The organism is Phaeovibrio sulfidiphilus, from assembly GCF_014861485.1.
In the GTDB taxonomy this organism is placed as follows: Bacteria; Pseudomonadota; Alphaproteobacteria; order Rhodospirillales; family Rhodospirillaceae; genus Phaeovibrio; species Phaeovibrio sulfidiphilus.
In genome coordinates, this window is record NZ_JACZHT010000006.1 from 136,589 (window position 1) to 159,457 (window position 22,869).

Below are 22,869 nucleotides of genomic sequence, written 5' to 3' on the forward strand. Positions count from 1 at the left end.
TGCGGCGGGGGCGAACAGGCCACGATTAAGGATCACAGCCGGAGCCCCCGAGGCCGGACAGGGCACCGTCCCAAAAACGGGTGACGGTCCGATCCCGGGCCCGGCCCGACGGCGGCTCAGCCGTCGAAGCGGTTGCTCCGCGGGAAGCCCTGGGGCGCCATCCGGCCCCGGCCGGCCCGGTCTCCCCGCCAGGGGGACAGGTCCGTTTCCGTGCGGGTCCGTCCACCGGACGGCCAGCTCAGGCCCTTTTCCAGGGTGAACGTGGTCACGTCGGTCAGGGTGCCGTCCTTGAAGCGCATCAGGAAGACCCCCTTGCCCCGGGACATGACCGGAACCTGGGTCACGGGGAAGACCAGGACTTTCCGGTTCGTGCCCGCACAGGCCACATGGTCACCGTCCACGCCCCGGGCCACAATTGCGCGCTCCCCGTCGCCGACGGCCAGCACCTGGCGGCCGTTCCGGGTCTGGGCGAGCACGTCCTTCTCCTCGACCACAAAGCCGCGGCCCGACGTCCCGGCCACCAGAAGCCGCCGGGCCGGCTCGTGAACCATGAAGGCCACGATGTCCGCATCGGCGGGAATATCGACGCTCAGGCGGATCGGCTCGCCGAAGCCCCGTCCCCGGGACACCTTGTCGGCCGCGATGGTGTAGAAGCGCCCGCCGCTGTCCATGACAATCAGCTTGTCCGTGGTCTGGGCCTGCAGGGCGTACAGGGGCTCGTCCCCCTCCTTGACCTTCACGTCCTCCCTGGGATCCTGATGGCCCTTGACCGCCCGCAGCCAGCCCATTTTCGAGAGATAGACCGTGATGGGCTCGCGCTCGATCAGGGCCTCGATGGGGACCACCACCGCCGAGGGCGCGGCAACCAGCTCGGTGCGGCGCCGGCCCATGGGGGTCTCGGGGCCGAACACCTTGCGCACCTCGCGGATTTCCCGGGCGAGTTCCTTGTTGCGAAGTTTCTCGTCGGCCAGAAGCGACTGGAGGTGGCCCTGCTCCTTCTGCAGTTCCGCCTCCTCGCGCCGGAGCTCCATCTCCTCGAGCTTGCGCAGCGAGCGCAGGCGGGTGTTCAAGATGGCCTCGGCCTGGACATCCGTCAGGTCGAAGGTGGAAATCAGCACGGCCTTGGCCTCGTCCTCCTCCCGGATGATGCGGATGACCTCATCCAGGTTGAGGTAGACGATCATCTGGCCCGCGAGGATCTCGAGCCGCCGGGCAATCTTCTCCAGCCGGTGGCGGGAGCGGCGCTCCAGAACCACCATGCGGTGGGACAGGTAGGCGGCCAGAACCTCCTTCAGGGAGAGCACCTTGGGCACCCCGTCCCCGTCCAGCAGGTTCATGTTCAGATTGAAGCGCACCTCAAGATCCGAGAGCTTGTAGATCTGCTCCATCAGGGTTTCCGCATCCACCGAGCGGGAGCGGGGCTCCAGCACAAGGCGGATCTCGTCGGTGGACTCGTCGCGCACGTCGGCAAGGATCGGAAGGCGCCGGGTGTTGATGATCTCGGCGATCCGCTCCACCAGGCGGGTCTTCTGCACCTGGTAGGGAATTTCAGTGATCACAATCTGGTAGAGGCCGTGGGAGAGGTTTTCCTTCTGCCAGCGGGCCCGCACACGCATGGAGCCCCGGCCCTTGCGGTAGACCTCGCGGATGGTTTCCGGATCCTCCGCAAGAAGGCCGCCGGTGGGGAAGTCCGGCCCCTGGACGAAGGCCATCAGGGCGTCGGTGTCCGCGTCCGGATGGGCCAGCAGATGCAAGGCCGCATCGCAGACCTCGGCCACGTTGTGGGAGGGAATGTTGGTGGCCATACCCACCGCAATGCCCGTGGAGCCGTTGGCCAGAAGGTTGGGGAAGGCCCCGGGCATGACGACGGGCTCCTCCTCCTCGCCGTCATAGGTGGCACGGAAATCCACCGCGTCCTCGTCCAGGCCGTCCATCAGAAGGCGGGCGACCTCGGTCAGGCGGGCCTCGGTGTAACGCATGGCGGCCGCGTTGTCGCCGTCGATGTTGCCGAAGTTGCCCTGCCCCTCCACAAGGGGATAGCGGACCGAGAACTCCTGGGCCAGACGAACCATGGCATCGTAGACCGCCGTGTCGCCGTGGGGGTGATACTTGCCGATCACGTCACCCACAACACGGGCACACTTCTTGAAGCCCGCCCCCGGGTCCAGCTTCAGAAGGCGCATGGCCCACAAAAGGCGCCGGTGGACCGGCTTCAGGCCATCGCGCACGTCGGGAAGGGAGCGCGAGACAATGGTGGACAGGGCATAGGCCAGATAGCGTTCGGACAGGGCGCTGCCCAGCGTGACATCCCGCACCTCGTCCGTCCGAACCTGAACCGCGTTTTTAGCCATGTTCCTACCTTCCCAAAATCTCAGACAGCCGGCACGAGTCCGGCGCGAAAGCCACAGTGATGCGGTGCGTTGTCCCGAATGGACCCAAGCAGGGCCCCGGCCTGGTGCCCGCGACCCGGCCCCAGGACGGAACGGTCAAAACCGTTTCAGCCCCCGGGCACCCGGCAAGTCCCAAGCGGCCCATCAGGGCCGGGAGGTACCCAATGTAGTCTATGCCGGCGGCGGATTATCACCGCCGTGGGGCCCCGCACGACCCGGAACCGGGCTCCCGCCGATGGCTCCCCGCGGTCCGCAGCCCGCTGACGGCGTGGCGTGTGCGGGGGGGCCAGCAGACAGCACTGCGGCGCAGCGGCTCCACAGGCGAGCGCCCAACCAGCAGGGAGCTCCCCAACAGCCTGTGACGCCGACCATACCCGCATCCGGGGCCGGACAGCCTTCCCGGGCCACCCGAAAACAGACGCCGCACAAAATCGGGCGCGCCGACAGCCCAAAACCGGGTGCGAGGCGTGCCCGGGAGGTTCAGCGCGCGCTGTCGTCCAGACGGGTCTCGATGGACAGGCCGTGGGCCTGGAGCCCCTCGGCGTGGGCAAGACGCGCCGCCGGAGCGGCAATGCACTTCAGGGCATCGGCCGAGCAGCCGACAATGGTGGTCCGCTTCATGAAGTCCAGCACCCCGAGCCCGGAGGAGAACCGGGCAGTGCGCGACGTGGGCAGCACGTGGTTCGGACCGGCGATGTAGTCGCCGATGGCCTCGGGCGTGTAGCGGCCCAGGAAAATGGCACCGGCGTGGTGAACCCGCTCAAGCAGGGCATCCGGCTCGGCAACCGCAAGCTCCAGATGCTCCGGGGCAACCCGGTCCACCAGAGACGGCGCGTCCCGCAGCAGATCCTCCACCAGGATGATCGCCCCATGACGCTCCCAGGAACGCCGGGCCATGTCACCACGGGTCAGAAGTCCGAGACGGGCCTCCAGAGCCTTTTCCACCTCGGCGGCAAAGGCCGCATCATCGGTGATCAGGATGGACTGGGCCGCCTCGTCATGCTCGGCCTGGGACAGAAGGTCAATGGCGATCCAGTCCGGATTGTTCAGGCGGTCCGCCACGATCAGGATTTCCGAGGGACCGGCAATCATGTCGATGCCCACCGTGCCGAAGACCTGGCGCTTGGCCGCCGCGACCCAGGCATTTCCGGGGCCGACAATCTTGTCCACCGGTGCGATGGTCTGCGTGCCGTAGGCGAGCGCGCCGACGGCCTGGGCCCCGCCAATGCGGTAGACCTCGTCCACGCCGGCCATGCGCGCCGCCAGGAGAACCAGCGGATTGATGACCCCGTCCGGCGACGGAACCACCATGACCACGCGGCCGACCCCGGCCACACGGGCGGGAATGGCATTCATCAGGACCGACGAGGGATAGGACGCAGTACCCCCCGGCACATAGAGCCCGGCAGCGGACACCGGGGTCCAGCGCTGGCCCAGGCGCACCCCGGCGTTGTCCGTGTAGCAGAACCCCTCGGGAAGCTGGCGGCCGTGGAAGGCTCCGATCCGGTCGGCAGCCACAGCGAGGGCATCGTACAGGTCGCGGTCGATTTTCGAGACGGCCTCGTCGATCTCGGCTGCGGAGACGCGCAGGGTGTCCGGCGTCAGCTCAAGACGGTCGAAGCGCCGTGTGTACTCGATAACCGCCTCGTCACCGCGGCTGCGCACGTCCTCGAGGATGGCGGAGACGGTCTCGCCCACGTCGGCGGAGGCCTCGCGCTTTCCGCCCAGAAACTCACGGAAGGCAGCCTCGAAATCACCGGAGCGGGTGTCAAGCCGAAGAACCATTGCAGACCTCCTGAAACTTCTCGATCCACGCGTTCATCTCGCGGGCGCGCACCTTCATCGCCGTGCGGTTGGCCACAAGGCGCGAGGTGATCGGAGCAATGGTCTCGACCTCCACAAGCCCGTTGGCCTTGAGGGTCGAGCCGGAGGACACCAGGTCCACGATGCGCCGGCACAGCCCGAGAGCCGGAGCCAGCTCCATTGCCCCGTTCAGCTTGATGCACTCCGCCTGGACCCCACGGGCGGCAAAATGTCGGCGGGTGATCTCGGGGTACTTGGTCGCCACGCGGATGTGAGACCAGGACGCCGGATCCTCCTCGGCCCGAAGGGCTGCGGGTTCCGCCACCGACAGGCGACAGGCCCCGATCCCCAGATCCAGGGGCGCCAGAAGCTCGGAGTAGCCGAATTCCATCAACACGTCGTTGCCCGCAATGCCCAGATGGGCCGCCCCGAAGGCCACGAACGTGGCCACGTCGAAGGAGCGCACGCGGATCACATCCACGCCGGGATTGTTCGTGGCAAAGCGCAACTGCCGGGAATGGGGATCATCGAACGCGGGTTCGGGGACAATCCCGACCCGGTTCACAAGAGGCATTGCCTCCTCGAGGATCCGGCCCTTGGGCAGGGCAAGTATCAGCTTGTCCGCTGTGGGTGCGGAACTGGAAACCATGGACTGTCTGTCCCTTCCTGATGTCACCCCGCCCGGTACGGTCCTGCCGGACGCCGGAAAGCGGGAGCGAGTGTCCTTGAGCCCGGATGCGGGAGGCGAAAACCCCGGCCCGTCCGGAAACTCCGGTCAATCTAGTGCGTTTCCGAACAAAGCGGAAGCGGGTATTCCCCGGAAAAGCCCGGGCGGCAGGGCACCCGGAGACCGGGGCCCCACGAGCGCCCGCAGGCCGGAGCCGGGCGACGGTGCCGGAGCCTCAGCCCTGCGCCTGCGTCCCGGTGTCCGTTCCCTCCCAGGGGAGGCCGGCTTTTCTCCAGATGCGGTTCCCGCCCGCAACGGTGCAGGTGCGCAGGAAGCCCTTGCCCTTGAAGAACCGGGCCGCCGCCATGCCCCGGGAGCCGGAGTCGCAGGTCAGCACCACCTGGGTGTCGGACAGGGCATCGAATTCCTCTGCCGGAAGGCTGCCCAGCCGTCCCGGAACCTGGTCCAGGGGAATATTGATGGCGCCCGGGATGTGCCCCTGGGCGAAGCTGGCGGGCGAGTTCACGTCGATGATGACGATCTCCTCCCCGTTCGCAAGGCGCTTTGCGATGGACTCGGCCGAGATGAAGGGAACCCCCGCAGCCATGGCCTTGGGAAGGGCGCGGATCAGCAGAACGCCAACAATGACGGCCCCCACAATGAGTGCCTGGGACCAGGAAAAGCTGTAGTTGTTAAAGAACTGGGTAAGGGAATCCATTGACGTGTCTCCTGAATACACAAACATCCGGACGGACGCCGGGGCGGACCACAGACGGTCCCGCCCCAATCCCCGCCCCGTCGCATCACGGGCGTACCGCCCGCCGGAATGAGGGCCATTGCCGCCGTTCGGGCACGGCGCCCGGCTGGGCCCGGCAGCCGCCGTTCCGAACACGGGCGGACAGGCCCTGCCCGCCACCGCAGGCCCGGGGCATCCCGGGATCAGAGAGGCGGGTACTTTGCGTTTATCCGGCCCGCATCCGCCGGGTCAAGACGAACGCGCACACGCACGACGTGATCGCCGTCGTGGCGCTCGAGAATGTCACCCTTCCGGTAGAGCCAGGCCAGGGTGCCCCCGTCCTCGTTGGGGATCTCCAGAACCATCTCCAGACGGTCCCGGGCCAGACGCTCCTCGATGCGGTCCATCAGTTCCCGGACCCCGTCCCCGGTCAGGGCCGAGACCACAACCACATCCGGACGCACCGACGCCCCCTCGCGCACCTGCTCGAGAGCCTCCGGCTCCAGAAGGTCGGTCTTGTTCAGGGCCTCGATCATGCCTTTCTCGAGAAGGGCCTGACCGCCCTCCATGGAGGCAAGAACCCCCTCGACGTCGGCCTTCTGCGCATCGGTGTCGTGACGGGCAATGTCGCGCACATGGACCAGAAGGTCCGCGCCCTGCACCTCCTCGAGGGTCGCCCGGAAGGCAGCCACAAGCTCGTGGGGCAGGTCCGAGACAAAACCGACCGTGTCCGAAAGGATAACCTTCCGCCCGCCCGGCAGGTCCAGGGCCCGCATGGTGGGATCCAGCGTGGCGAACAGCATGTCCTTTGCGAGCACACCGCCCGCGGTCATCCGGTTGAACAGGGAAGACTTGCCGGCGTTCGTGTAGCCCACCAGGGCCACAACGGGATAGGGAACCCGGGCCCGAGCCGCGCGGTGAAGGCCGCGGGTGCGGCGCACCTCCTCAAGCTGGCGCTTCAGAAGAACAATCCGGTCGTCGATCATGCGCCGGTCAAGCTCGATCTGGGTTTCACCCGGGCCGCCCACAAAGGCGGTACCGCCCCTCTGGCGCTCCAGGTGGGTCCAGGACCGCACAAGCCGCGAGCGCTGGTAGGTCAGGTGCGCCAGCTCGACCTGAAGCTTGCCTTCGGCGGTGCGGGCCCGCTCGCCGAAGATTTCCAGGATCAGGCCCGTGCGGTCAATGACCTTGCAGTGGAAGGCCCGCTCCAGGTTGCGCTGCTGGATCGGCGAGAGCCGCGTGTCCACCACCACAAGATCGATCCGCTCCTCGCCCACGATCTCGGTCAGCCGCGCCACGGCGCCGCCCGAGATGTACGTCGCGGGAACCACTTTTGTAACGGGGATGATTTCGGCGGAAACGATGGTCAGGTTGATGGCCAGGGCGAGTCCCGTGGCCTCCTCGAGGCGGTCCCCCGGCTCCCGGCTTCCGGTCGGCGCGCGCTTCAGCGCCGGATGGATCACCAGGGCCCGGGTTTGCGGAACGCCCTCGTACTCGAAGGATTGGCTCACTGGACCTTACTGCGCCTTTTCCGGGGGTTGGCCGTTGCCCTCGAACAGCTGCACCGGCACCGACGGCATGATGGTGGAGATGGCATGCTTGTAGACAAGCTGGCTGTGGCCGTCCCGGCGGAGAGGCAACGAAAAGTTGTCAAACCAGGTGACGATTCCCTGAAGCTTTACACCGTTGACGAGAAATATTGTAACCGGTGCCTTGTTTTTCCGAATATGGTTAAGAAAAACGTCCTGCACGTTCTGATTTTTGTCTGCGTTCATAATGAGCGCCCTTTCACGTTCTCGTTTTTGTCCCGCGGGGGAAAAGACGGCCCGGAGCGGCTCGCCTCTGAGTCCCTCTTGGTACCACCGTTCGAGCGATTTGAAAACAGACGTCTCCGGGAAAACGAGCGGTTTTCAGGAAAAAATCAGGTGAGATCGCGCCAGAAAAGCTCCAGGGCCCGGCAGTCCCGGAATACGGCGTCCGGCATGGCGTGCGCGAAGGCGTCCGGCTGGAAGGACGAGGGCCGCAGCAGGACACACCCGGTCCCCAGGCCGCGGCCCAGTTGCATGTCCACCGCCGCGTCGCCGACAAACCAGATATCCGGGCCGGGCTCGAGCCCCGCCGCCTCCAGAGCCAGTACACCGGGGGCGAGTGCGGGCTTGTCCGCCTCCGCGTCACCGGCGCCGATAATGGCGTCAAACCGGGGGGCCCAGCCGATATGCCCGGCCTCCTTGCGCAGGTCCGGGCCGGACTTGTTGGACACGATCATCAGGCGCACGCCCGAGGCCGACAGGCTCTCGAGAAGACCGCCGGCGCCGGGCATCTCCCGCAGGTTCTCCAGATGGATCGAGCGGAACGAGGAATAGAACACTTCCCGCGCCTCCTCCCAGCGGTCGCCGAACATGGCCGGGAAGGTGTCGCGCATGGACAGGGCCACCTGCTCCTGGGTCTGCTCCAGGGTCCACAGGGGCTTGCCCATGGCCAGAAAGGTGGCGTTGATGGCCTTGTGAATGGTGGACCAGGAATCAACCAGGGTGTTGTCCCAGTCGAAAATGACGCCCCTCGGTGGCCGCAGCGCCTCGCCAATCACCATGTCACACCCCCCAGCGGTCGCCGTCGAGCGACTCCAGACGGCGAACGTAGCGGGCTCTCAGGTCCGCCACCATCGGACCGGGTTTTCCGTCACCCACGGGGCGCCCGTCGATGCTCACCACCGGAAGGGCGAAGGATCCGGTGGAGGACACAAAGACCTCCCGGGCCGCCAGCGCCTCCGTGAGCGAGAAGGGCCGCTCCACCACGGTCTGGCCGTTCTCGCGGATCAGGCCGGCCAGCACCTGCCGGGTCACCCCGGGAAGGATCGCGTCGCCAAGGGGGCGGGTGATGAAGGCTCCGGCCTCGTCAACGATCCAGACGTTCGAGGAACTGCACTCGGTCACCATGCCCTCGCTGTCCACCAGCAGGGCCTCGTAGGCGCCCTGCTCCCGGGCGGCCTGCTTGGCCAGCACGTTGGCCAGGAGACCGGTGCTCTTGATGTCGCAGCGCTTCCAGCGCAGGTCCGGCTGGGTCAGCAGGGACACACCGCGTGCGGCAACATCGGCGGTCGGCCCGAGCCCGGGACGGGCCACGATCACGATCCCCGGCGGGGTGTCGGGATCGGGGAAGGGGTGGTTGCGCGGGGCCACGCCGCGGGACACCTGGATGTAAAGCGTGCCGGTGGAGATCCGGTTGCGCCGCACCACCTCGCGCGCGATGAAGCTCAGGGTCGCGGCGGAAAAGGGCGCCTCGATCCCGATGGCCCGCAAGGAGCGGAACAGGCGCGCCCAGTGGCCCTCGAGGTCCACAGGGTAGCCCCGGTAAAGCCCCAGAACCTCGTAAACGGCATCGGCGAACTGGTAGCCCCGGTCCTCGCAGTGGACCATGGCGTTCCGATACGGAACGTAGCGACCGTTAACGTAGGCAAGACGCGGCAGCATGCTGAGATGACTCCGGAAAGAACTAGAAAAAATCCACGCCGACCGAGAAGAACCTCTCCACCTTGCGGATGGACGCCGCACTGGCAAAGAGGATGATCCGGTCGCCCGGCTGAATCACGGTTGTGCCGCACGGTGTGATGGTCTCGCCCTCGCGCACAAGGGCGCCCAGGATGACGCCCGCGGGAAGATTTATGTCACGAAGGGGTTTTCCCACAAGAGGCGATGTTTCGAGGGCGTCCGCCTCGATCAACTCCCCGAAGCCGTCGTAGATGGGGTGAACCGAGTGGACCCGCCCGCGCCGCACGTGCTGGAGGATCCGGGACACCGTGATGGAGCGGGGGTTCACCACCACGTCCACATTCAGGGAGCCCACAAGGGCGTTGTAGGTGCTCTTGTTCAGAAGGGTGATGGCCCGGGTCGCGCCGCAGTGCTTGGCCAGCAGGGAACTGAGCACGTTGGTCTCGTCGTCATTGGTGACGGCGATGACGGTTTCCGCCTGCTCCACCCCCGCTTCCCGGAGGATGTCGGGATCGAGAACGTCGCCCACCAGCAGCGGCGAGGCGTTGTGAAGCTCCCGGGCGACCATCTTCGCCCGCTCGGGGCTGACCTCGACCATCTTCCAGCTGAGACGGGGAAAGTCCCGGGCAAGGGACTTGGTGAGGAACATCCCCACGTTGCCCGCGCCCAGAATGAGAAGGCGGCGCGCCTGGGGTTCCTCGTGACCGAACAGGGCCAGGGCCCGGCGGGTGTGAGAGGAGGCGAGAACAAAGTACGCCTCGTCCCCGGGCAGCATCTGGTCGTCCGCGCTCGGGACCATGGCGCGGCCGTTGCGCACGATGGCAACCACAATGATGGACAGGTCCGGGAACAGCTGGGTCAGCTGGCGCAGCGGCGTGAAGACCACCGGCGTGCTCTCGGTCAGGCGCACGCCCACCAGGCGCACCAGACCGTCCGCCAGCTCGATCACGTCAAGGGCCCCGGGCACCTTGAGGCGCCGGGCGATGGCCTCGGCCACCTCGATTTCCGGGCTGATGGTCACGTCAATGGGCATGTTCTCGCGGGAGAACAGGTCCGCCCAGTGCGGGGCCAGATAGTCCTGGTTCCGGATGCGGGCGATCTTGGTCGGCACGTTGAACAGGGCGTGCGCGATCTGGCAGGCGACCATGTTGGTCTCGTCTGACCGGGTCGCGGCGATCACAATCTCCGCATCGGCGGCCCCCGCCTGTTCCAGCACACCCGGCAGGGAGGCATGCCCCACCACCGCCTGGACGTCCAGGGTGTCCACCACGGCCCGGATAGGCTCGGGGCGGTGGTCCACGATGGTCACCTCGTTGTCCTCCGTTGCAAGGTAACGCGCAATGGAGACACCGACCTGACCGGCACCACAAATTATCACTTTCATCGAATCAATCTTTCCGGCACGGACAGAACGCCGAGGCTCTTCAGCTTGCGGTGAAGGGCCGAACGCTCCATTCCGACGAACTCCGCAGTTTTGGAAACGTTCCCGCCGAAGCGGGTCACCTGAGCAATCAGGTAGTCGCGCTCGAACATTTCCCTCGCCTCCCGCAGGGGCAGGGTCATGATCTCGCCGGAGCGGTCAAGCCGCAGGGAGTCCGGGGCAAGCCCCACGATCTCGCCCGGCAGCATGTCGGTACGGATCACGTCCTGGGGTCCACCCGGGGCCATGATCAGAAGCCAGTCAACCACGTTGCGGAGCTGGCGCACGTTCCCCGGCCAGTCATAGGCCTGGAGCGCGGCAAGAGCATCCTCGCCGATCTCGCGCGGGATAAGCCCCGAAGACCGGGCCGCGGTCTCCATGAAGTGGCGGACCAGGGGGCCCACATCCTCCCGGCGCTCCCGCAACGGAGGCACGCGGATCGGAACCACGTTCAGGCGGTAGTAAAGATCCTCACGGAAGCGGCCCTCGGCGATTTCGGTGGTCAGGACCCGGCTGGTGGCGGCCACCACGCGGACGTCCACCCGGATCAGGGTCGAGCCCCCCACCCGCTCGAAGGCCTGGTCCTGGAGAACGCGAACGATCTTGCCCTGGGTCTCGAGGGGCATGTCCGCGACCTCGTCCAGGAAGAGCGTGCCGCCGTCCGCCATCTCGAAAAGTCCGATCTTGCGGGCCTCGCCGGAACCCTCACCGCCCTCGACCCCCAGAAGCTCGTGCTCCATGCGGTCCGGATGCATGGTGGCGCAGCTCACCACCACGAACGGCGCCACCGCCCTGGGCGAGCGCTCGTGCACCAGGCGGGCCACGATCTCCTTGCCCGTGCCCGGACCGCCTGACACCAGAACACGCGAGCCCGTGGGGGCGACCTTGTCCACCATCTGCAGGATCTGCTGGATGGCCGGGGAGTCCCCCACCAGCCGGGTTTCCCGCCCGGCCCTGAGCCGCAGCTCGGCGTTCTCGCGCTTGAGGCGGGCGTTCTCGATCGCCCTTTGGACGATCAGCAAAAGCCGGTCCGCCTTGAAGGGTTTCTCGATAAAGTCATAGGCCCCGTGCTGGATGGCGCGTACGGCGGTCTCGATGGTCCCGTGTCCGGAAATCATCACCACGGGCAGGAAGGGGTAGTCCCGGTGCAGCGCCTCGAGAACCTCGAGCCCGTCCAGCCGCGATCCCTGCATCCAGATGTCCAGAACCACGACCGAGGGCATGCGCTCGGTCACGGCCTGGAAACAGCTGTCGGAATCATGGGCCTCGCGCGTCTGGTAGCCTTCATCTTCCAGAAGGCCGGCCAGCATCATGCGGATGTCTTCCTCGTCGTCTACGATCAGAATATCGTGGGCCATGGCAGAGTGGAAATGACTCCTGGGCCCCCGGAGGGGCGGCACTGGGTTCGCAAGTCAGTATTAGTATATTACGCCGGAAGGGGCAAAACCACCGTCACAAGAACGCCCCTCGAGGGACCGGCGGGGCCGGCGGTCCTCATGTCCAGGGAGGCCCCGTGATCTTCCAGGATTTTCTTCACGATAGCAAGACCAAGACCCGTGCCTTTCGAGCGGGTGGTCACGTAGGGCTCGGTCAGCCGCGCCACATCGGTGTCCTCGGGCAGACCGCGGCCATTGTCCTGAATCCGAAGGACAATCCCGTCCTCCTCCCGGGACAGGCTGACGTCGACGCGCCCGGGCTCAAGGGGAGGATCCCCCTCGCCGGGCCGGTCACGCCCCTCGATGGACTCGATGGAGTTCTTCAGCATGTTGGTCAGGGCCTGGGTGATCTGCCCCGCATCCAGGGGAAGAACCACCGGTCCGTCCGGCAGGTGGAGCCCGAAGGAGATGGCCCCGTAGGCCGTCTGCTGAAGGAACACCGCCTGGGAGACGATGTCCGCAAGATCGGCCTTCTCGATCTTCGGGGACGGCATGCGGGCAAAGGCGCTGAACTCGTCCACCATCTGGCCGATATCGCTCACATGACGGATGATGATGTTCGTGCAACGCTCGAAAACTTCAGGAGAATCCGTGATCTGGGACAGATACTTGCGCTTCAGGCGCTCGGCAGACAGCTGGATGGGGGTCAGGGGGTTCTTGATCTCGTGGGCAATCCGGCGCGCCACATCGGCCCAGGCGGCGGTGCGCTGGGCGGCCTGGAGCTCGGTCATGTCATCGAAGGTGAACACATAGCCCGTGATCTTTCCGTCGCGGCCGGACTCGGCGCTGACACGGGTCATGAGATTGACCCGGCGTCCGGTTTGGGTGGTCACCTCGACCTCGCGCTCGGCAATGCCCATGGGGCGGCTCATGGCCTCCTTCAGAAGGGTCTCGAAGTCAGGAACCAGCTGCCCGATGGGATGGCCGATCCAGGCGGCCATGTCCACGTCCAGGAGCTTCTCCGCCGACGGATTGGGCAGGTGAATGCAGCCCAGCGCGTCCACACCGATCACGCCGGCCGACACCCCCGAGAGCACGGTCTCGGTGAAGCGGCGCCGCTCGTCGAGCTCCAGGTTGGCCTCGGACAGGCGTCGGTGCTGGCTGTCGATCCGCGCCGTCATGCGGTTGAAGGCCCGCCCCAGAAGAGCCACCTCGTCCCCGGCCGCAAGCTCGGGGACGCGAACCGCCAGATTGCCCTCGCCCACCTTCTCGGCCGCGTCAATCAGCTGGACGATGGGGTTGACCAGGCGGCTTGCGATGGTCAGCCCCACCCAGACCGACACCACCAGCATCAGTAGGGACACGATGGCGTAGGTCAGGAAATAGAACAGCTGAAGCTGCCCGCTGTGGGCCTTGAAGGCCATGTACTCCCGGGCCGCGATCCCCGACTTGCGGATGTGGTCGCTGACCATGGGGTCCACCGGCCGGGCGACATAGAGAAACACACCGTTGATCGCCAGTTCCACCAGGGCCCTCACCTGGTCGTTTGCCTGCCCCGGAAGCACGCCAACGCCGCCCTCGCGGGCGTACTCGAAGACGTCGGCGGGGATCAGGTCCGTCTCGCCGGGCGAGAAGCCCCAGCCGACCCGGGCCAGAATCTCGGCGCGGGCCTTGCCGCCATAACCCTCGCTGGCCCGGAAAAGGACGATCTGGGACAGGCCCCTGCGGATCTGCTGGACCCTCAGGTATTCGGTGCGGGTCACCTCGTCGGGCAGGCGGTAGAACGCCCGGTTCAGGTCGTTTGCCAGAAGGGCGGCCTCGCCGGCAATGGCGCTCTTGTGGGTTTTCAGATAGGCCTCGGCGACCTCCTGGGATTCCTCGATGGCGGTGGACACTTTCTGGTCGAACCAGCTCTCGAAGCCGAAAAAGAAGGACAGCGCCAGAAAAACCGCAAGGACAATCGAGGGCGCAATGGCAATCACGCCAAACAGCACCGTGAGCCGCAGATGCAGCCGGGAACTGGCGCGCCGCTCGCCGCGCCGGAACACGTTGCGCACAACGGCCCGGGCCACCAGACCGCCCAGGACAAGGATGATCAGCAGGTCCAGGTTCAGAAGAAGCCAGAACGCGCGGGAGTTCAGAAGCTCGGGACTGGACAGGACATAGAACGTCGCGGCGGCGGCGAACACCGCGCTGACCACCATCACGTAGGCCAGCCAGCGAAAAAAATGCACCCGGCGCCCCCAGACCCCGAGACGCAGGATCTTGCGGTGCCAGGACGGGACTGCCCCGGTTTCCCGCGCGAACGTTTCCGTCGGGCCGTTTTGATCGCCTGTGTTCATTGTGGCCTGCCGTTCCTCTTGAGCCGAAAGTCCCCAGGATGCGAGATCCCGCAACGCACCGCCATGACGTCTTGCGAAGGTCCGCGCCTGGCGGGGGCCGGAGCACTCCCCGACCCCGCGGACGCCAGCCCGGGGAGCAGAGACCGGCCAGCGCAACCGGATGCGGACAGAGCGGCTTGCGTTTTGCCGACCACGCCGGCGCGACCCCAGAAAAAGCTGTACGAGGAACGGGCACGGTTTTCAAACCCTTCCTTGCGCACCGCCCGCGGCATCCGCCCCTTCCCTCAGCCCGCCGCGGCTGCCGTATTTCCCGTCCGACCCCGCCTGCCCCGTTCTCTAGTCTCCCCCGACGCTCCCCCTGGCGGAAAGCAGCCGGCGTCAGGAGGCCAGACCGAGCGCCCCCGGGCACCCGCAGGCGCGGGCGAGACGGTCCAGAACCTCCAGGGCCCCGCCCAGGCTGCGCGCCTCCAGATAGCGACGCGCCCAGTCCGGATCTGCGGGCAGGGTGCGCGCATACCAGAGCATGTGCTTGCGCGAGACCCGCACCCCCGTGTCCTCACCGTAAAGGGCCACCAGCCCCTCGAGGTGTTCTTGCATCACGGAGAGGCGCTCGCTCAGGGAAGGCGCACCGGAGGCGCCCGGCGGCTGCGCTCCCGGCAGGGCGCGGGCCAGTTGCCCGGGAACCCAAGGCGCCCCGAGGGCTGCCCGGCCCACCATGGCTCCGGCCGCGCCGCTGCGCCTCAGGGCCTCGCCGAGGCTCGGGGCATCCACAATATCGCCGTTGATGATGACAGGCACGGACACGGCCGCGCAGGTCTCCCCCACCCGGTCCCAGTCCGCCACACCCTCGAACGCCTGCTCGCGGGTGCGGGCGTGAACCGTGACAAAGGCGGCACCCTCGCCTTCCGCAATCCGGGCCAGCGCGGGCGCGTTCAGGCTGTCCCGGTCCCAGCCCAGGCGCATCTTCACGCTCACCGGCGTGGAGACCGCACCGACCACCGCAGCAATGATCCGGGCGGCAAGACGCTCGTCACGCATCAGAGCGGCACCGGTTCCGGCACAGACCACCTTGCGGGCCGGGCAGCCCATGTTGATATCGATGACCGGAATGCCCAGGCCCTCGAACCGCCGCGCGGCCTCGGCCATCTGATGCGGATCGTTTCCCAGAAGCTGCACTCCCGTGCGGGCCGGATCATCGGCACCCGGGACAAAAAACGGGGGATCGGCGGCGCCCGGCAGGTTCTTCACAAGAACCATCTCGCAAAAGACAAGCGGACAGCCATAGCGCAGGGCAAGCCGCCGGAAGGGGCTGTCCGTGACACCGGCCATGGGCGCGAGCATCAGCCGGGGGAAACCGCCCTGATTGTCAAACACCGCTGTCACCGGTCCTGTCCATCCCCATCCCCAAACCCCGTCATCCTGTCCTGAAGCCTGCTCCTGCCACACCCCACGGGGCGCGAACCCGCGACGCGAAGTCTGGCGCCGGCCGCGGATCATCCCCGATCACCCGCGAATTCCCTTACCAATAAATCCCCGAAGTGCCGGGGCAACGGACTGACGGGGCAACGGATCCCAAGTGCAATCCTCCGGGGCCAGCCCCCCGGGCTGGGCGGACAGAGATCCACTCCGGTCCGGGCCAGAGGCACATCACCGGGACTCCCCGCCGACGGGGAACGCAGCATAGCAGGGAGCGGGGCATCACGGAACCTCCCCTGTCACAGGCCGAACCCCTCACGCCGGCAGCGCGCCCGCCTCCATGCAAGAAGGGGTCGCATCAGCGTCCATTCGCTGCTAAGTTCCCCGGACCCGCCCGGGCTCGCGGGCCGGAGACAAAACGGCAACAGAGGTGAACGATGTCCAGGAAAGTTGCGGCCCTGATCGTGGCCGCCGGCAGAGGAAGGCGCTTCGGAGAAGCTCTCCCCAAACAGTACCACGACTTGGGGGGACGCCCCATCCTGCGTCACGTTCTCGCGCGGTTTTGCGCCCATCCGGACATCCCTCTCGTGCGCGCGGTCATCCATCCGGACGACCAGGAGCTCTACGAGGCCTGTGCCGAGGGGCTCTCCACCCTTCTGCCGCCGGTTTTCGGAGGCGCTGAGCGTCAGGATTCCGTGCGCCTGGGACTGGAAAGCCTCCAGGAGTACGCTCCGGACTGCGTCCTGATCCATGACAGCGCCCGGCCGTTTATCGACAGCGCCCAGATTGACCGGGTCATCGCCGCCCTGGACAGCCACACCGGCGCCATTCCGGCGGTGGCCGTGGCGGACACGCTGAAACGCTCGCCCGAAAGGGGAACCATTTCCCAGACCGTTGACCGCAGCCACCTGTGGCGCGCCCAGACGCCCCAGGGCTTCCGCTACACCGAGCTTCTCGAGGCCCACCGCGCCGCTGCCTCCGGACAGGTGTTCACCGATGACGCCGCCCTGCTGGAAAACCGGCCAGACGCGGTCACCCTGGTCGAGGGGGACGAGGACAACTTCAAGATCACCTCCCGCACGGACCTGGACCGGGCCCGGGCACGCTTCCAGGCGCCCATGGAGCCCCGGATCGGATCGGGCTTCGACGTACACCGCCTGTGTCCCGGATCGTCGGTGATCCTGTGCGGGCTGGAGATCCCCCACGACCACACCCTTGCCGGACACTCGGACGCGGACGTGCCCATGCACGCCCTGACCGACGCCCTTTTGGGCTGCATCAACGCCGGAGACATCGGCCGCCATTTTCCGCCCTCGGACATGCGCTGGAAGGGAGCGGACTCCTCCATCTTCCTTGCCCACGCGGGCCAGCTGATCCGGGCCCTGGGCGGGCGCATCATGAACATCGATGTGACCATCATGGCCGAGCGTCCGAAGATCGGCCCCCACCGGGCCCGAATGTCCGCGCGCCTTGCGGAGATCCTGGATATCCCGGCCTCGCGGGTCTCGGTCAAGGCCACCACCAGCGAGACCATCGGCTTCGTCGGACGCGAGGAGGGCATTGCAGCCCAGGCGACGGCTCTGGTTCTGATGCCCCCGGCCTGACGCCCCCACCACACGCCGCCCACCACAACGACCGGGCCAGGGGAGCGGCGCACGCTGTGCCGCGCGTCCTCCCTCCCCGAGGCCCGGGAGGGGCGCCCCCCCCGTGAGACCTCGGGCCGCTGCCTCCAGCAATACCCTCCCCGGACATCGATGTATGTTCCCGCCCTGACGGCCCGTCTCCCCATCATCAGACGGCTCCACGCCGCGCGTCCATCTCCCGCGCGCCTAGCGCCGCAGGTGCCCCTGTGTCGCCCGCGTTTTGCACCCCCTCGGCCACCCGCCCGACCGCCCGGGGACAACCGCCACCGGGAGAGCGGCCCTTGACAACCGGGCCGCGGGTGACAAAACTACAAAAACACGAGGGCAAAATGGTGGAATGCTCCCCGGTACTGCCGGAGGATGACCTTTTACTGTGGGCCCGCACACACACCCCAGGAGCCACGCGTGAATCGGTGCTGTCTTGTCTACATGACTGTCCGGGACAACGACGAGGCCCTGCTTATGGGCCGCGCTCTTGTGAACGAGAAGCTCTGCGCGTGTGTCAACATCCTGGGCCCGGTCCGCTCGCTCTACCTCTGGAAGGATGCGGTCCACGACGACCCTGAGGTGGCCCTGATTGCAAAGACAACAGAGGCAACCCTGCCCGCGCTGCTTGAGCGGGCAAAGGCCCTTCACAGTTACGAAAATCCCTGTATCGTTGCTCTCCCCATCAGCGCGGGGTCTCCCCCGTTTCTGGACTGGATCACGGAAACCGTGACGTCCCCCTGACCCCTGTCTGAGGGCACGTCGAGCCCCATGGAACACAAAACGTCTGCCATGCCCGCATCTCCCGCACCTCCCGGAACTGTTGCCGTCTATTCCAATGGCGAGGCGACAGGCGAGGGCATGGCCAAGCTGCCCTTTGTGGCAGGACTGAGGACTGCGTTTCCGGATACGGACATCGTCTGGATCACCGCCGGAGACACATCCTACCGGACGCTTTTGCGGCCCCTGACCACAGGCGTGATCGACCGGTTTGTGCAGATCCCCGAGGCTCCGGCCGGGGTGACCCCGGTTCTGTTTCCCCGAAAGCTGCTGGTGGACCAGCCACCCGATCTGGTCATCGACACCCAGACCCGGTTTCGCACCTCGTTGTGGCTGCGACGGGCCCTGCCCCACCGGCGCTTTTTCTGCAGCGCGTTTTCCGGGCTGTTCTCCGGGCGGCTCTCGCCACTGCGGTCCTCCCGCTCCAGCCGGATCCTGGACCGCCTTCTGGCTCTGGGCGCCCTTGCAGCCGGCGCGCCCCTGTCCCCGCCCCCCCTTGTGATTCCGCAGAAAAGCATCGATCAGGCCGGCGCCCTTCTGCCGCCGGGGCGGGACTATATCGGCTACGCGGTGGGGTCGGCAGACCCGAAAAAGCGCTGGCCCCTGGACCGCTTTGTCGAGCTGATCGGCGTGCGCAGCGCCATGGGAGATGTCCCGGTCATCTTTCTGGGACCGGACGAACTGAACCTGTACGAGCCCCTGCGTGCCGTTCTGCCCGACGCCCGGTTTCCCCTGCAGACCTCAGCCGCCGGCGATCCGTTCCTGACCATCGCCCTCGCCCGGCACCTGAGGGCCGCCGTAGCGAATGACAGCGGCGGCGCCCATCTTCTGGCCGCCGGGGGCGCTCCCATGATCTGGATTTTCGACCGGGCCGAGGTGCGGGACCGCTATGCCCCGGCCTCCATCACGCTGATCGCCCTGGCGCCCGAGGATTTCGGCGGACGGGACATGACGGACGTGGGGCTGGAGAACGTCAACGCGGCCCTGGACTCCCTGCTGCGGCCCCTGCGGGCCTGCTAGCCGGCCTGCGCCGCCCGCCATCCGCCGGCGCTCGCCCTCTCGGGGAACCCCGGAACAGGGTGAAAAGCAGATCGCCCCCCGCTTGCCATGCGCCGACACGCGCCACGCACCATAACCCGCACAGTGTACGGCACAGGATGCCGCACCGGGGCCCCTGTGGCTTGTCTCCCTCAAGCTCCGGAAAGACACTGACACCCGGCACCGCGCTGGGGCACCGCACAGCTGCGCCCCGCCACGGCAGCGCACAGGTGTGCCCCGCCACGGCAGCGCGCGCCGCAGTCACAGGAGAACCCCGGAGGTGCTCCCGGGCGGCACCTTGCAACAAAAGCGCGATCCACACCCTGGGGTCATCATTGCGGATGGAGCTTCGGACCAAAACGGGCTATACTGGACTCCATTCAACGGAGACAGAAAAACATGAGCCGCATGGTCGTCACCCTCGCTGTCCTGAGCGCGACGCTTGCGGTTGTCTCGGGGCTTGTGTACGCCGGTCTGCGGGTTGCCCGGCCGGACCCGAAAGCTGTGTTTTCAGCGGTGCTCTTCCCGGTTTCAACCCAGGATCCCATCAGCGCCTATCTTCTGGACAGCCGGGGCATCGGCTACGCCCGCGTGGACGGGACTCTGGTCATCGCACCGGTTTTCGCCGAGGCAGGCTTTTTTGACAGCGAGGGCTACGCCCTTGTCCGCTATCGGGGCCGGTGGGGCTACATCGCCCCGGACGGCAGCTTCCTGATCAATCCCGTGTTCCTGGAGGCCTCGGGCTTCGACTGCACCGGCCGCGCGCGCGTCACCCTGGAGGACGGGCAGAGCATCCTTGTCGACCGCACCGGAACCCCGGTCGAACCGTCGCCGCAGACGTGCCCTCCCGAGAACGCCGCCACACCCGTGCGGGCCGGCCGGCTCTACGGATTTCGCAATCCCGACGGCACACGGCTTCTCGCACCGACCTTCTGCCTGGCCACCCCGTTTCACCCCAACGGGCTCGCCCTGGTGGAGAACTGTGACGGAAAACCCTTCTACATCAACCGGAAAGGCGAGACTGTTCTGGACCGGAACCTGGGACCCGGAGCACCTGCAGGACGCCAGGACAGCGCCCGCCCGGACTGGCGGCCCGTCCTTCGCCCCGATCCGGGCTGAGCACCGCGCCACCCTCCCGGCACCAGGACGCGCCAGCGCCGGACCCCCGGGAATGAAGCCCGGCTTCATCCCGCGTATCGGGGGACAGCATCACCCCGACCTCCCCCTGTGCGCAGTTTCGGACCGGCGCCCGGGTCACGGCCCCACCAAACACACGACCCGCCTGCGGGCTTCCTCACCGGAGAGTGCCGGTATCCCGGATCCGTTGCGCTGCGCGGGCAGACGGACGCCTGCCCCACGCAGTCGAAGCGCCCCCCGGCAAGCTCGAACGCCGGAACCTCACGCGCACAGGCACGGCATGCTGGAGCAGAGTGCGGGACCGTACGACAGCACTGCACGCCGGACCAGGGGATGGGACCGCGCGCGCGGAACGGGGGCATGCTCAGCGCGGCGTCCCGGCGGTCCCATCGGCGGGGGACCGGAAGCCCTCGGCCACTTTCCCGAGGCGCAACTCGCATACCTGCCGGTCTGTCCGGTAGCGCTCCTCCTGCACCCGTTCCAGCGCGGTCCGCGCATCCCCGATCCGGGCCCGGGCAAGGGCCACATCCATATCGGGAAACGGATACGAACAGGCGGCTTTCAGTGACACACCACGCCCGGCCAGAGCCAGAACCCCCACCGGATTCACAGGCAGGGCGGCCGCCAGAGCCCGGTCCATGTCCCGGACATACTCAGGGTTGTCGCTCATCACGGCACCCAGGCGCAGGCACGGCACCGTCTGAAGCCAGGGCTCGCTACCCGATGCGATCCGCGCAATCACCAGATCCCAGAACCCCTCCCGGTCCGGGTCCAGCGCCTCCATCACCTGGGCGGAACTTCGGGTCAGACAGGCCCGGTTGATGTCCTCGGGCGTCACATCCCGTGTGAAGGAAAGCGCGTAAGATGATGGAATGAAAGAAAAGACCGCGCAAGCACACAGGAGAGACCGAAGACCTGTTTTCCTGAGCATGAAGCACACCCCCTGTTTGTGGTTCTGTTTGACCCGCACCCTGCGCCCTGACAGGAGGGGCTCCCGGTTCCCATGCGGGATGGCACACCTGTGCCCCGGGCCTGCCGCAACGGCGGCACGCCGGCCTCGCCAGCGCGGACCGGGAACCGTTTCCGGTTGCAGCACCCCCACACTCCGGCCAGGCCCGGCTGTCCACAGGACCGAACGCGGTCCAGCCCGGCGGAAATCCCCATAAAATACATTGGGTTCAGGGTGCCTGTCCGCGGGAGCGGCGTCAACCCGCCACGACGCCCATTGCGCGATTTTAATCAATAAAACACGCAAATGACGTCATGGCACCCGGTAGCGTCCCGAGATGCGGATACCGCCCCCCCCTTACGCGCCGACCTGTTCTCCAATCGCCAATGGCCTGACACGGGACGGGGTCGCCCCCTGTTCTCCTCGGCCCCGGACATTAAGGCCAGACAGTCCGCGGTACCGGACCGCCGGAGACCGGAAGAAGAACAGGAGCAGGGACAGGAAAAAACGCGCGGCGCGGTTCGTTTTTCCTAACGCTGAACCGGGAAGCTCCCTATGATACCGGACACGAATGCGTATCACTATCAGGATAACCCTTCCCCATGAGCCTCGCCGCACGTCTCGAAAAGAACCAGGCCGCCGTTTATGTTCTCGCAATTGCACTCGGTGCCGCCACCGGGCTGGGCCTGTCCGGAACCGGCGCGCTCCAGTCTGCGGTCAGTCCGGCCATTGCGGTCATGCTCTTTGCGACATTCCTTCAGGTTCCGATGACCGAGCTCGGAGAGGCATTCCGGGATATCCGCTTCCTGGGCGCCCTTCTGGCAGCCAACTTTGTGGTCATCCCGCTTGTGGTGCTGTCGGGCTTCTGGCTTCTTCCCGAAGACCCGCTGATCCGCCTTGGCGTGGCCCTTGTCCTTCTGTCGCCCTGTATCGACTATGTCGTGGCCTTCGCCCATCTGGGGCAGGCGGACTCCCGGCGGATCCTTGCGGCAACGCCGGTCCTTCTGCTGGTCCAGATGCTTCTTCTCGGGCCCTTTCTCGAGGTGATGCCCGGCGTGGGGGCCCGGGGGCTTCTGGATCCGGCCCCCTTCCTTCACGCCCTTGTCTGGCTGATCGGGATCCCGCTTCTGGCCGCGGGCGCCTGTCAGACCGGTCGGGTCCGGCGCGCGGCGGGGGAACGGGTGATGGCGGGCCTGGGCCTGCTACCCGTCCCGGCCACGGCGGCGGTCCTGTTTGTTGTTGTCGCGTCTGTCATGCCTGATGTGGACCGGGCGCGGGAGGCAGCGCTGGCGGTGGTTCCCTTCTACGCGGCGTTTGCCTGCGTGGCCCCGCTGGCGGGATGGGGCGTGGGCCGGGCTTTCCGGCTTGGGGACCGGGCCACGCGCGCTGTCGCTTTCAGTGCGGCGACCCGGAACTCGCTGGTGGTTCTGCCCCTGGCGCTGGCCATTCCGGGAGCCCTCCCCGTGGTTCCGGCCGTGATTGTCACCCAGACCCTTGTCGAGCTTCTGTCCGAGCTGGTCTATATCCGGGTTCTTCCCCGGCTGGGAAACCCGCCCTTTCCGGGCCGGGCTGGATCGCCCTGAAACAACCTTGGCGCGTTCCGGGGCGTGAGATTTCGGCTCCGGACGGCGCATTTCTGCCGCCACGTACGGATCCAGGGTTGATCTGCCCGATCGCGGGGGCATAATGGCGCCGGAGG

At 66.9% G+C, this 22,869-nt stretch carries 18 protein-coding genes; 5 read left to right on the forward strand and 13 right to left on the reverse strand.

Annotation, left to right across the window (positions count from 1 at the left end; translation table 11 throughout):
* Nucleotides 1–116: 116 nt before the first annotated feature.
* From parC to dusB, 12 genes are all read right to left on the reverse strand, one after another.
* Nucleotides 117–2,351 carry a DNA topoisomerase IV subunit A gene (gene parC / locus IHV25_RS08610; protein ID WP_192534709.1) on the reverse strand — a complete coding sequence of 745 codons (2,235 nt, stop codon included), beginning with the start codon at nucleotides 2,349–2,351 and terminating at the stop codon, nucleotides 117–119.
* A gap of 519 nt (nucleotides 2,352–2,870) precedes the next feature.
* On the reverse strand, nucleotides 2,871–4,175 hold the full coding sequence (gene hisD / locus IHV25_RS08615) for a histidinol dehydrogenase (RefSeq protein ID WP_192534710.1): 1,305 nt from the start codon (nucleotides 4,173–4,175) through the stop codon (nucleotides 2,871–2,873).
* Nucleotides 4,159–4,842, reverse strand: a complete 684-nt coding sequence (gene hisG, locus IHV25_RS08620; RefSeq protein ID WP_192534711.1) for an ATP phosphoribosyltransferase — start codon at nucleotides 4,840–4,842, stop codon at nucleotides 4,159–4,161. The genes hisD and hisG overlap by 17 nt, the downstream gene beginning before the upstream one ends.
* A gap of 253 nt (nucleotides 4,843–5,095) precedes the next feature.
* Nucleotides 5,096–5,578 (reverse strand): rhodanese-like domain-containing protein, encoded by a 483-nt coding sequence (locus IHV25_RS08625; protein WP_192534712.1) that lies wholly within the window; start codon nucleotides 5,576–5,578, stop codon nucleotides 5,096–5,098.
* A 221-nt stretch (nucleotides 5,579–5,799) separates the two neighbouring features.
* Nucleotides 5,800–7,107 (reverse strand): GTPase HflX, encoded by a 1,308-nt coding sequence (gene hflX / locus IHV25_RS08630; RefSeq protein WP_338048615.1) that lies wholly within the window; start codon nucleotides 7,105–7,107, stop codon nucleotides 5,800–5,802.
* Between the two features lie 6 nt (nucleotides 7,108–7,113).
* Nucleotides 7,114–7,371, reverse strand: coding sequence for an RNA chaperone Hfq (hfq, locus tag IHV25_RS08635; protein WP_192534713.1), 258 nt, complete (start codon nucleotides 7,369–7,371; stop codon nucleotides 7,114–7,116).
* Nucleotides 7,372–7,517: 146 nt separating this feature from the next.
* Nucleotides 7,518–8,186, reverse strand: coding sequence for an HAD family hydrolase (locus tag IHV25_RS08640; RefSeq protein ID WP_192534714.1), 669 nt, complete (start codon nucleotides 8,184–8,186; stop codon nucleotides 7,518–7,520).
* 1 nt (nucleotide 8,187) lies between these two features.
* A complete protein-coding gene (locus IHV25_RS08645) occupies nucleotides 8,188–9,066 on the reverse strand; it encodes a D-amino-acid transaminase (protein ID WP_338048616.1) in 879 nt (292 codons plus the stop codon).
* A gap of 22 nt (nucleotides 9,067–9,088) precedes the next feature.
* Nucleotides 9,089–10,468: a Trk system potassium transporter TrkA gene (gene trkA / locus IHV25_RS08650; RefSeq protein WP_192534715.1), complete on the reverse strand. Its 1,380-nt coding sequence runs from the start codon at nucleotides 10,466–10,468 to the stop codon at nucleotides 9,089–9,091.
* Nucleotides 10,465–11,862, reverse strand: coding sequence for a nitrogen assimilation response regulator NtrX (ntrX, locus tag IHV25_RS08655; protein WP_192534716.1), 1,398 nt, complete (start codon nucleotides 11,860–11,862; stop codon nucleotides 10,465–10,467). Before ntrX ends, trkA begins: the two co-directional genes overlap by 4 nt.
* A gap of 68 nt (nucleotides 11,863–11,930) precedes the next feature.
* A complete protein-coding gene (locus IHV25_RS08660; RefSeq protein WP_192534717.1) occupies nucleotides 11,931–14,222 on the reverse strand; it encodes a sensor histidine kinase NtrY-like in 2,292 nt (763 codons plus the stop codon).
* A gap of 378 nt (nucleotides 14,223–14,600) precedes the next feature.
* Entirely contained in the window at nucleotides 14,601–15,605 is a 1,005-nt protein-coding gene (dusB, locus tag IHV25_RS08665; protein ID WP_192534718.1) for a tRNA dihydrouridine synthase DusB, read from the reverse strand.
* Nucleotides 15,606–16,075: 470 nt separating this feature from the next.
* Here dusB and IHV25_RS08670 point away from each other — a divergent pair, with 470 nt between their 5' ends.
* The 4 genes from IHV25_RS08670 to IHV25_RS08685 all read left to right on the forward strand — a co-directional run bounded on the left by IHV25_RS08670 (nucleotide 16,076) and on the right by IHV25_RS08685 (nucleotide 20,203).
* Entirely contained in the window at nucleotides 16,076–17,242 is a 1,167-nt protein-coding gene (locus IHV25_RS08670) for a bifunctional 2-C-methyl-D-erythritol 4-phosphate cytidylyltransferase/2-C-methyl-D-erythritol 2,4-cyclodiphosphate synthase (protein WP_192534719.1), read from the forward strand.
* A 444-nt stretch (nucleotides 17,243–17,686) separates the two neighbouring features.
* Nucleotides 17,687–18,010 carry a divalent-cation tolerance protein CutA gene (gene cutA, locus IHV25_RS08675; RefSeq protein ID WP_338048617.1) on the forward strand — a complete coding sequence of 108 codons (324 nt, stop codon included), beginning with the start codon at nucleotides 17,687–17,689 and terminating at the stop codon, nucleotides 18,008–18,010.
* Nucleotides 18,011–18,058: 48 nt separating this feature from the next.
* Entirely contained in the window at nucleotides 18,059–19,066 is a 1,008-nt protein-coding gene (locus IHV25_RS08680) for a glycosyltransferase family 9 protein (RefSeq protein ID WP_192534721.1), read from the forward strand.
* Nucleotides 19,067–19,483: 417 nt separating this feature from the next.
* Nucleotides 19,484–20,203: a WG repeat-containing protein gene (locus IHV25_RS08685; RefSeq protein ID WP_192534722.1), complete on the forward strand. Its 720-nt coding sequence runs from the start codon at nucleotides 19,484–19,486 to the stop codon at nucleotides 20,201–20,203.
* Nucleotides 20,204–20,585: 382 nt separating this feature from the next.
* Here the strand turns inward: IHV25_RS08685 and IHV25_RS08690 are convergent, their stop codons facing one another.
* Entirely contained in the window at nucleotides 20,586–21,059 is a 474-nt protein-coding gene (locus tag IHV25_RS08690) for a hypothetical protein (protein WP_192534723.1), read from the reverse strand.
* Nucleotides 21,060–21,772: 713 nt separating this feature from the next.
* Between IHV25_RS08690 and IHV25_RS08695 the strand changes: the two genes are divergently transcribed.
* Complete coding sequence (locus IHV25_RS08695; RefSeq protein WP_192534724.1) at nucleotides 21,773–22,753, forward strand: arsenic resistance protein; 981 nt, start codon at nucleotides 21,773–21,775, stop codon at nucleotides 22,751–22,753.
* Nucleotides 22,754–22,869 lie beyond the last annotated feature (116 nt).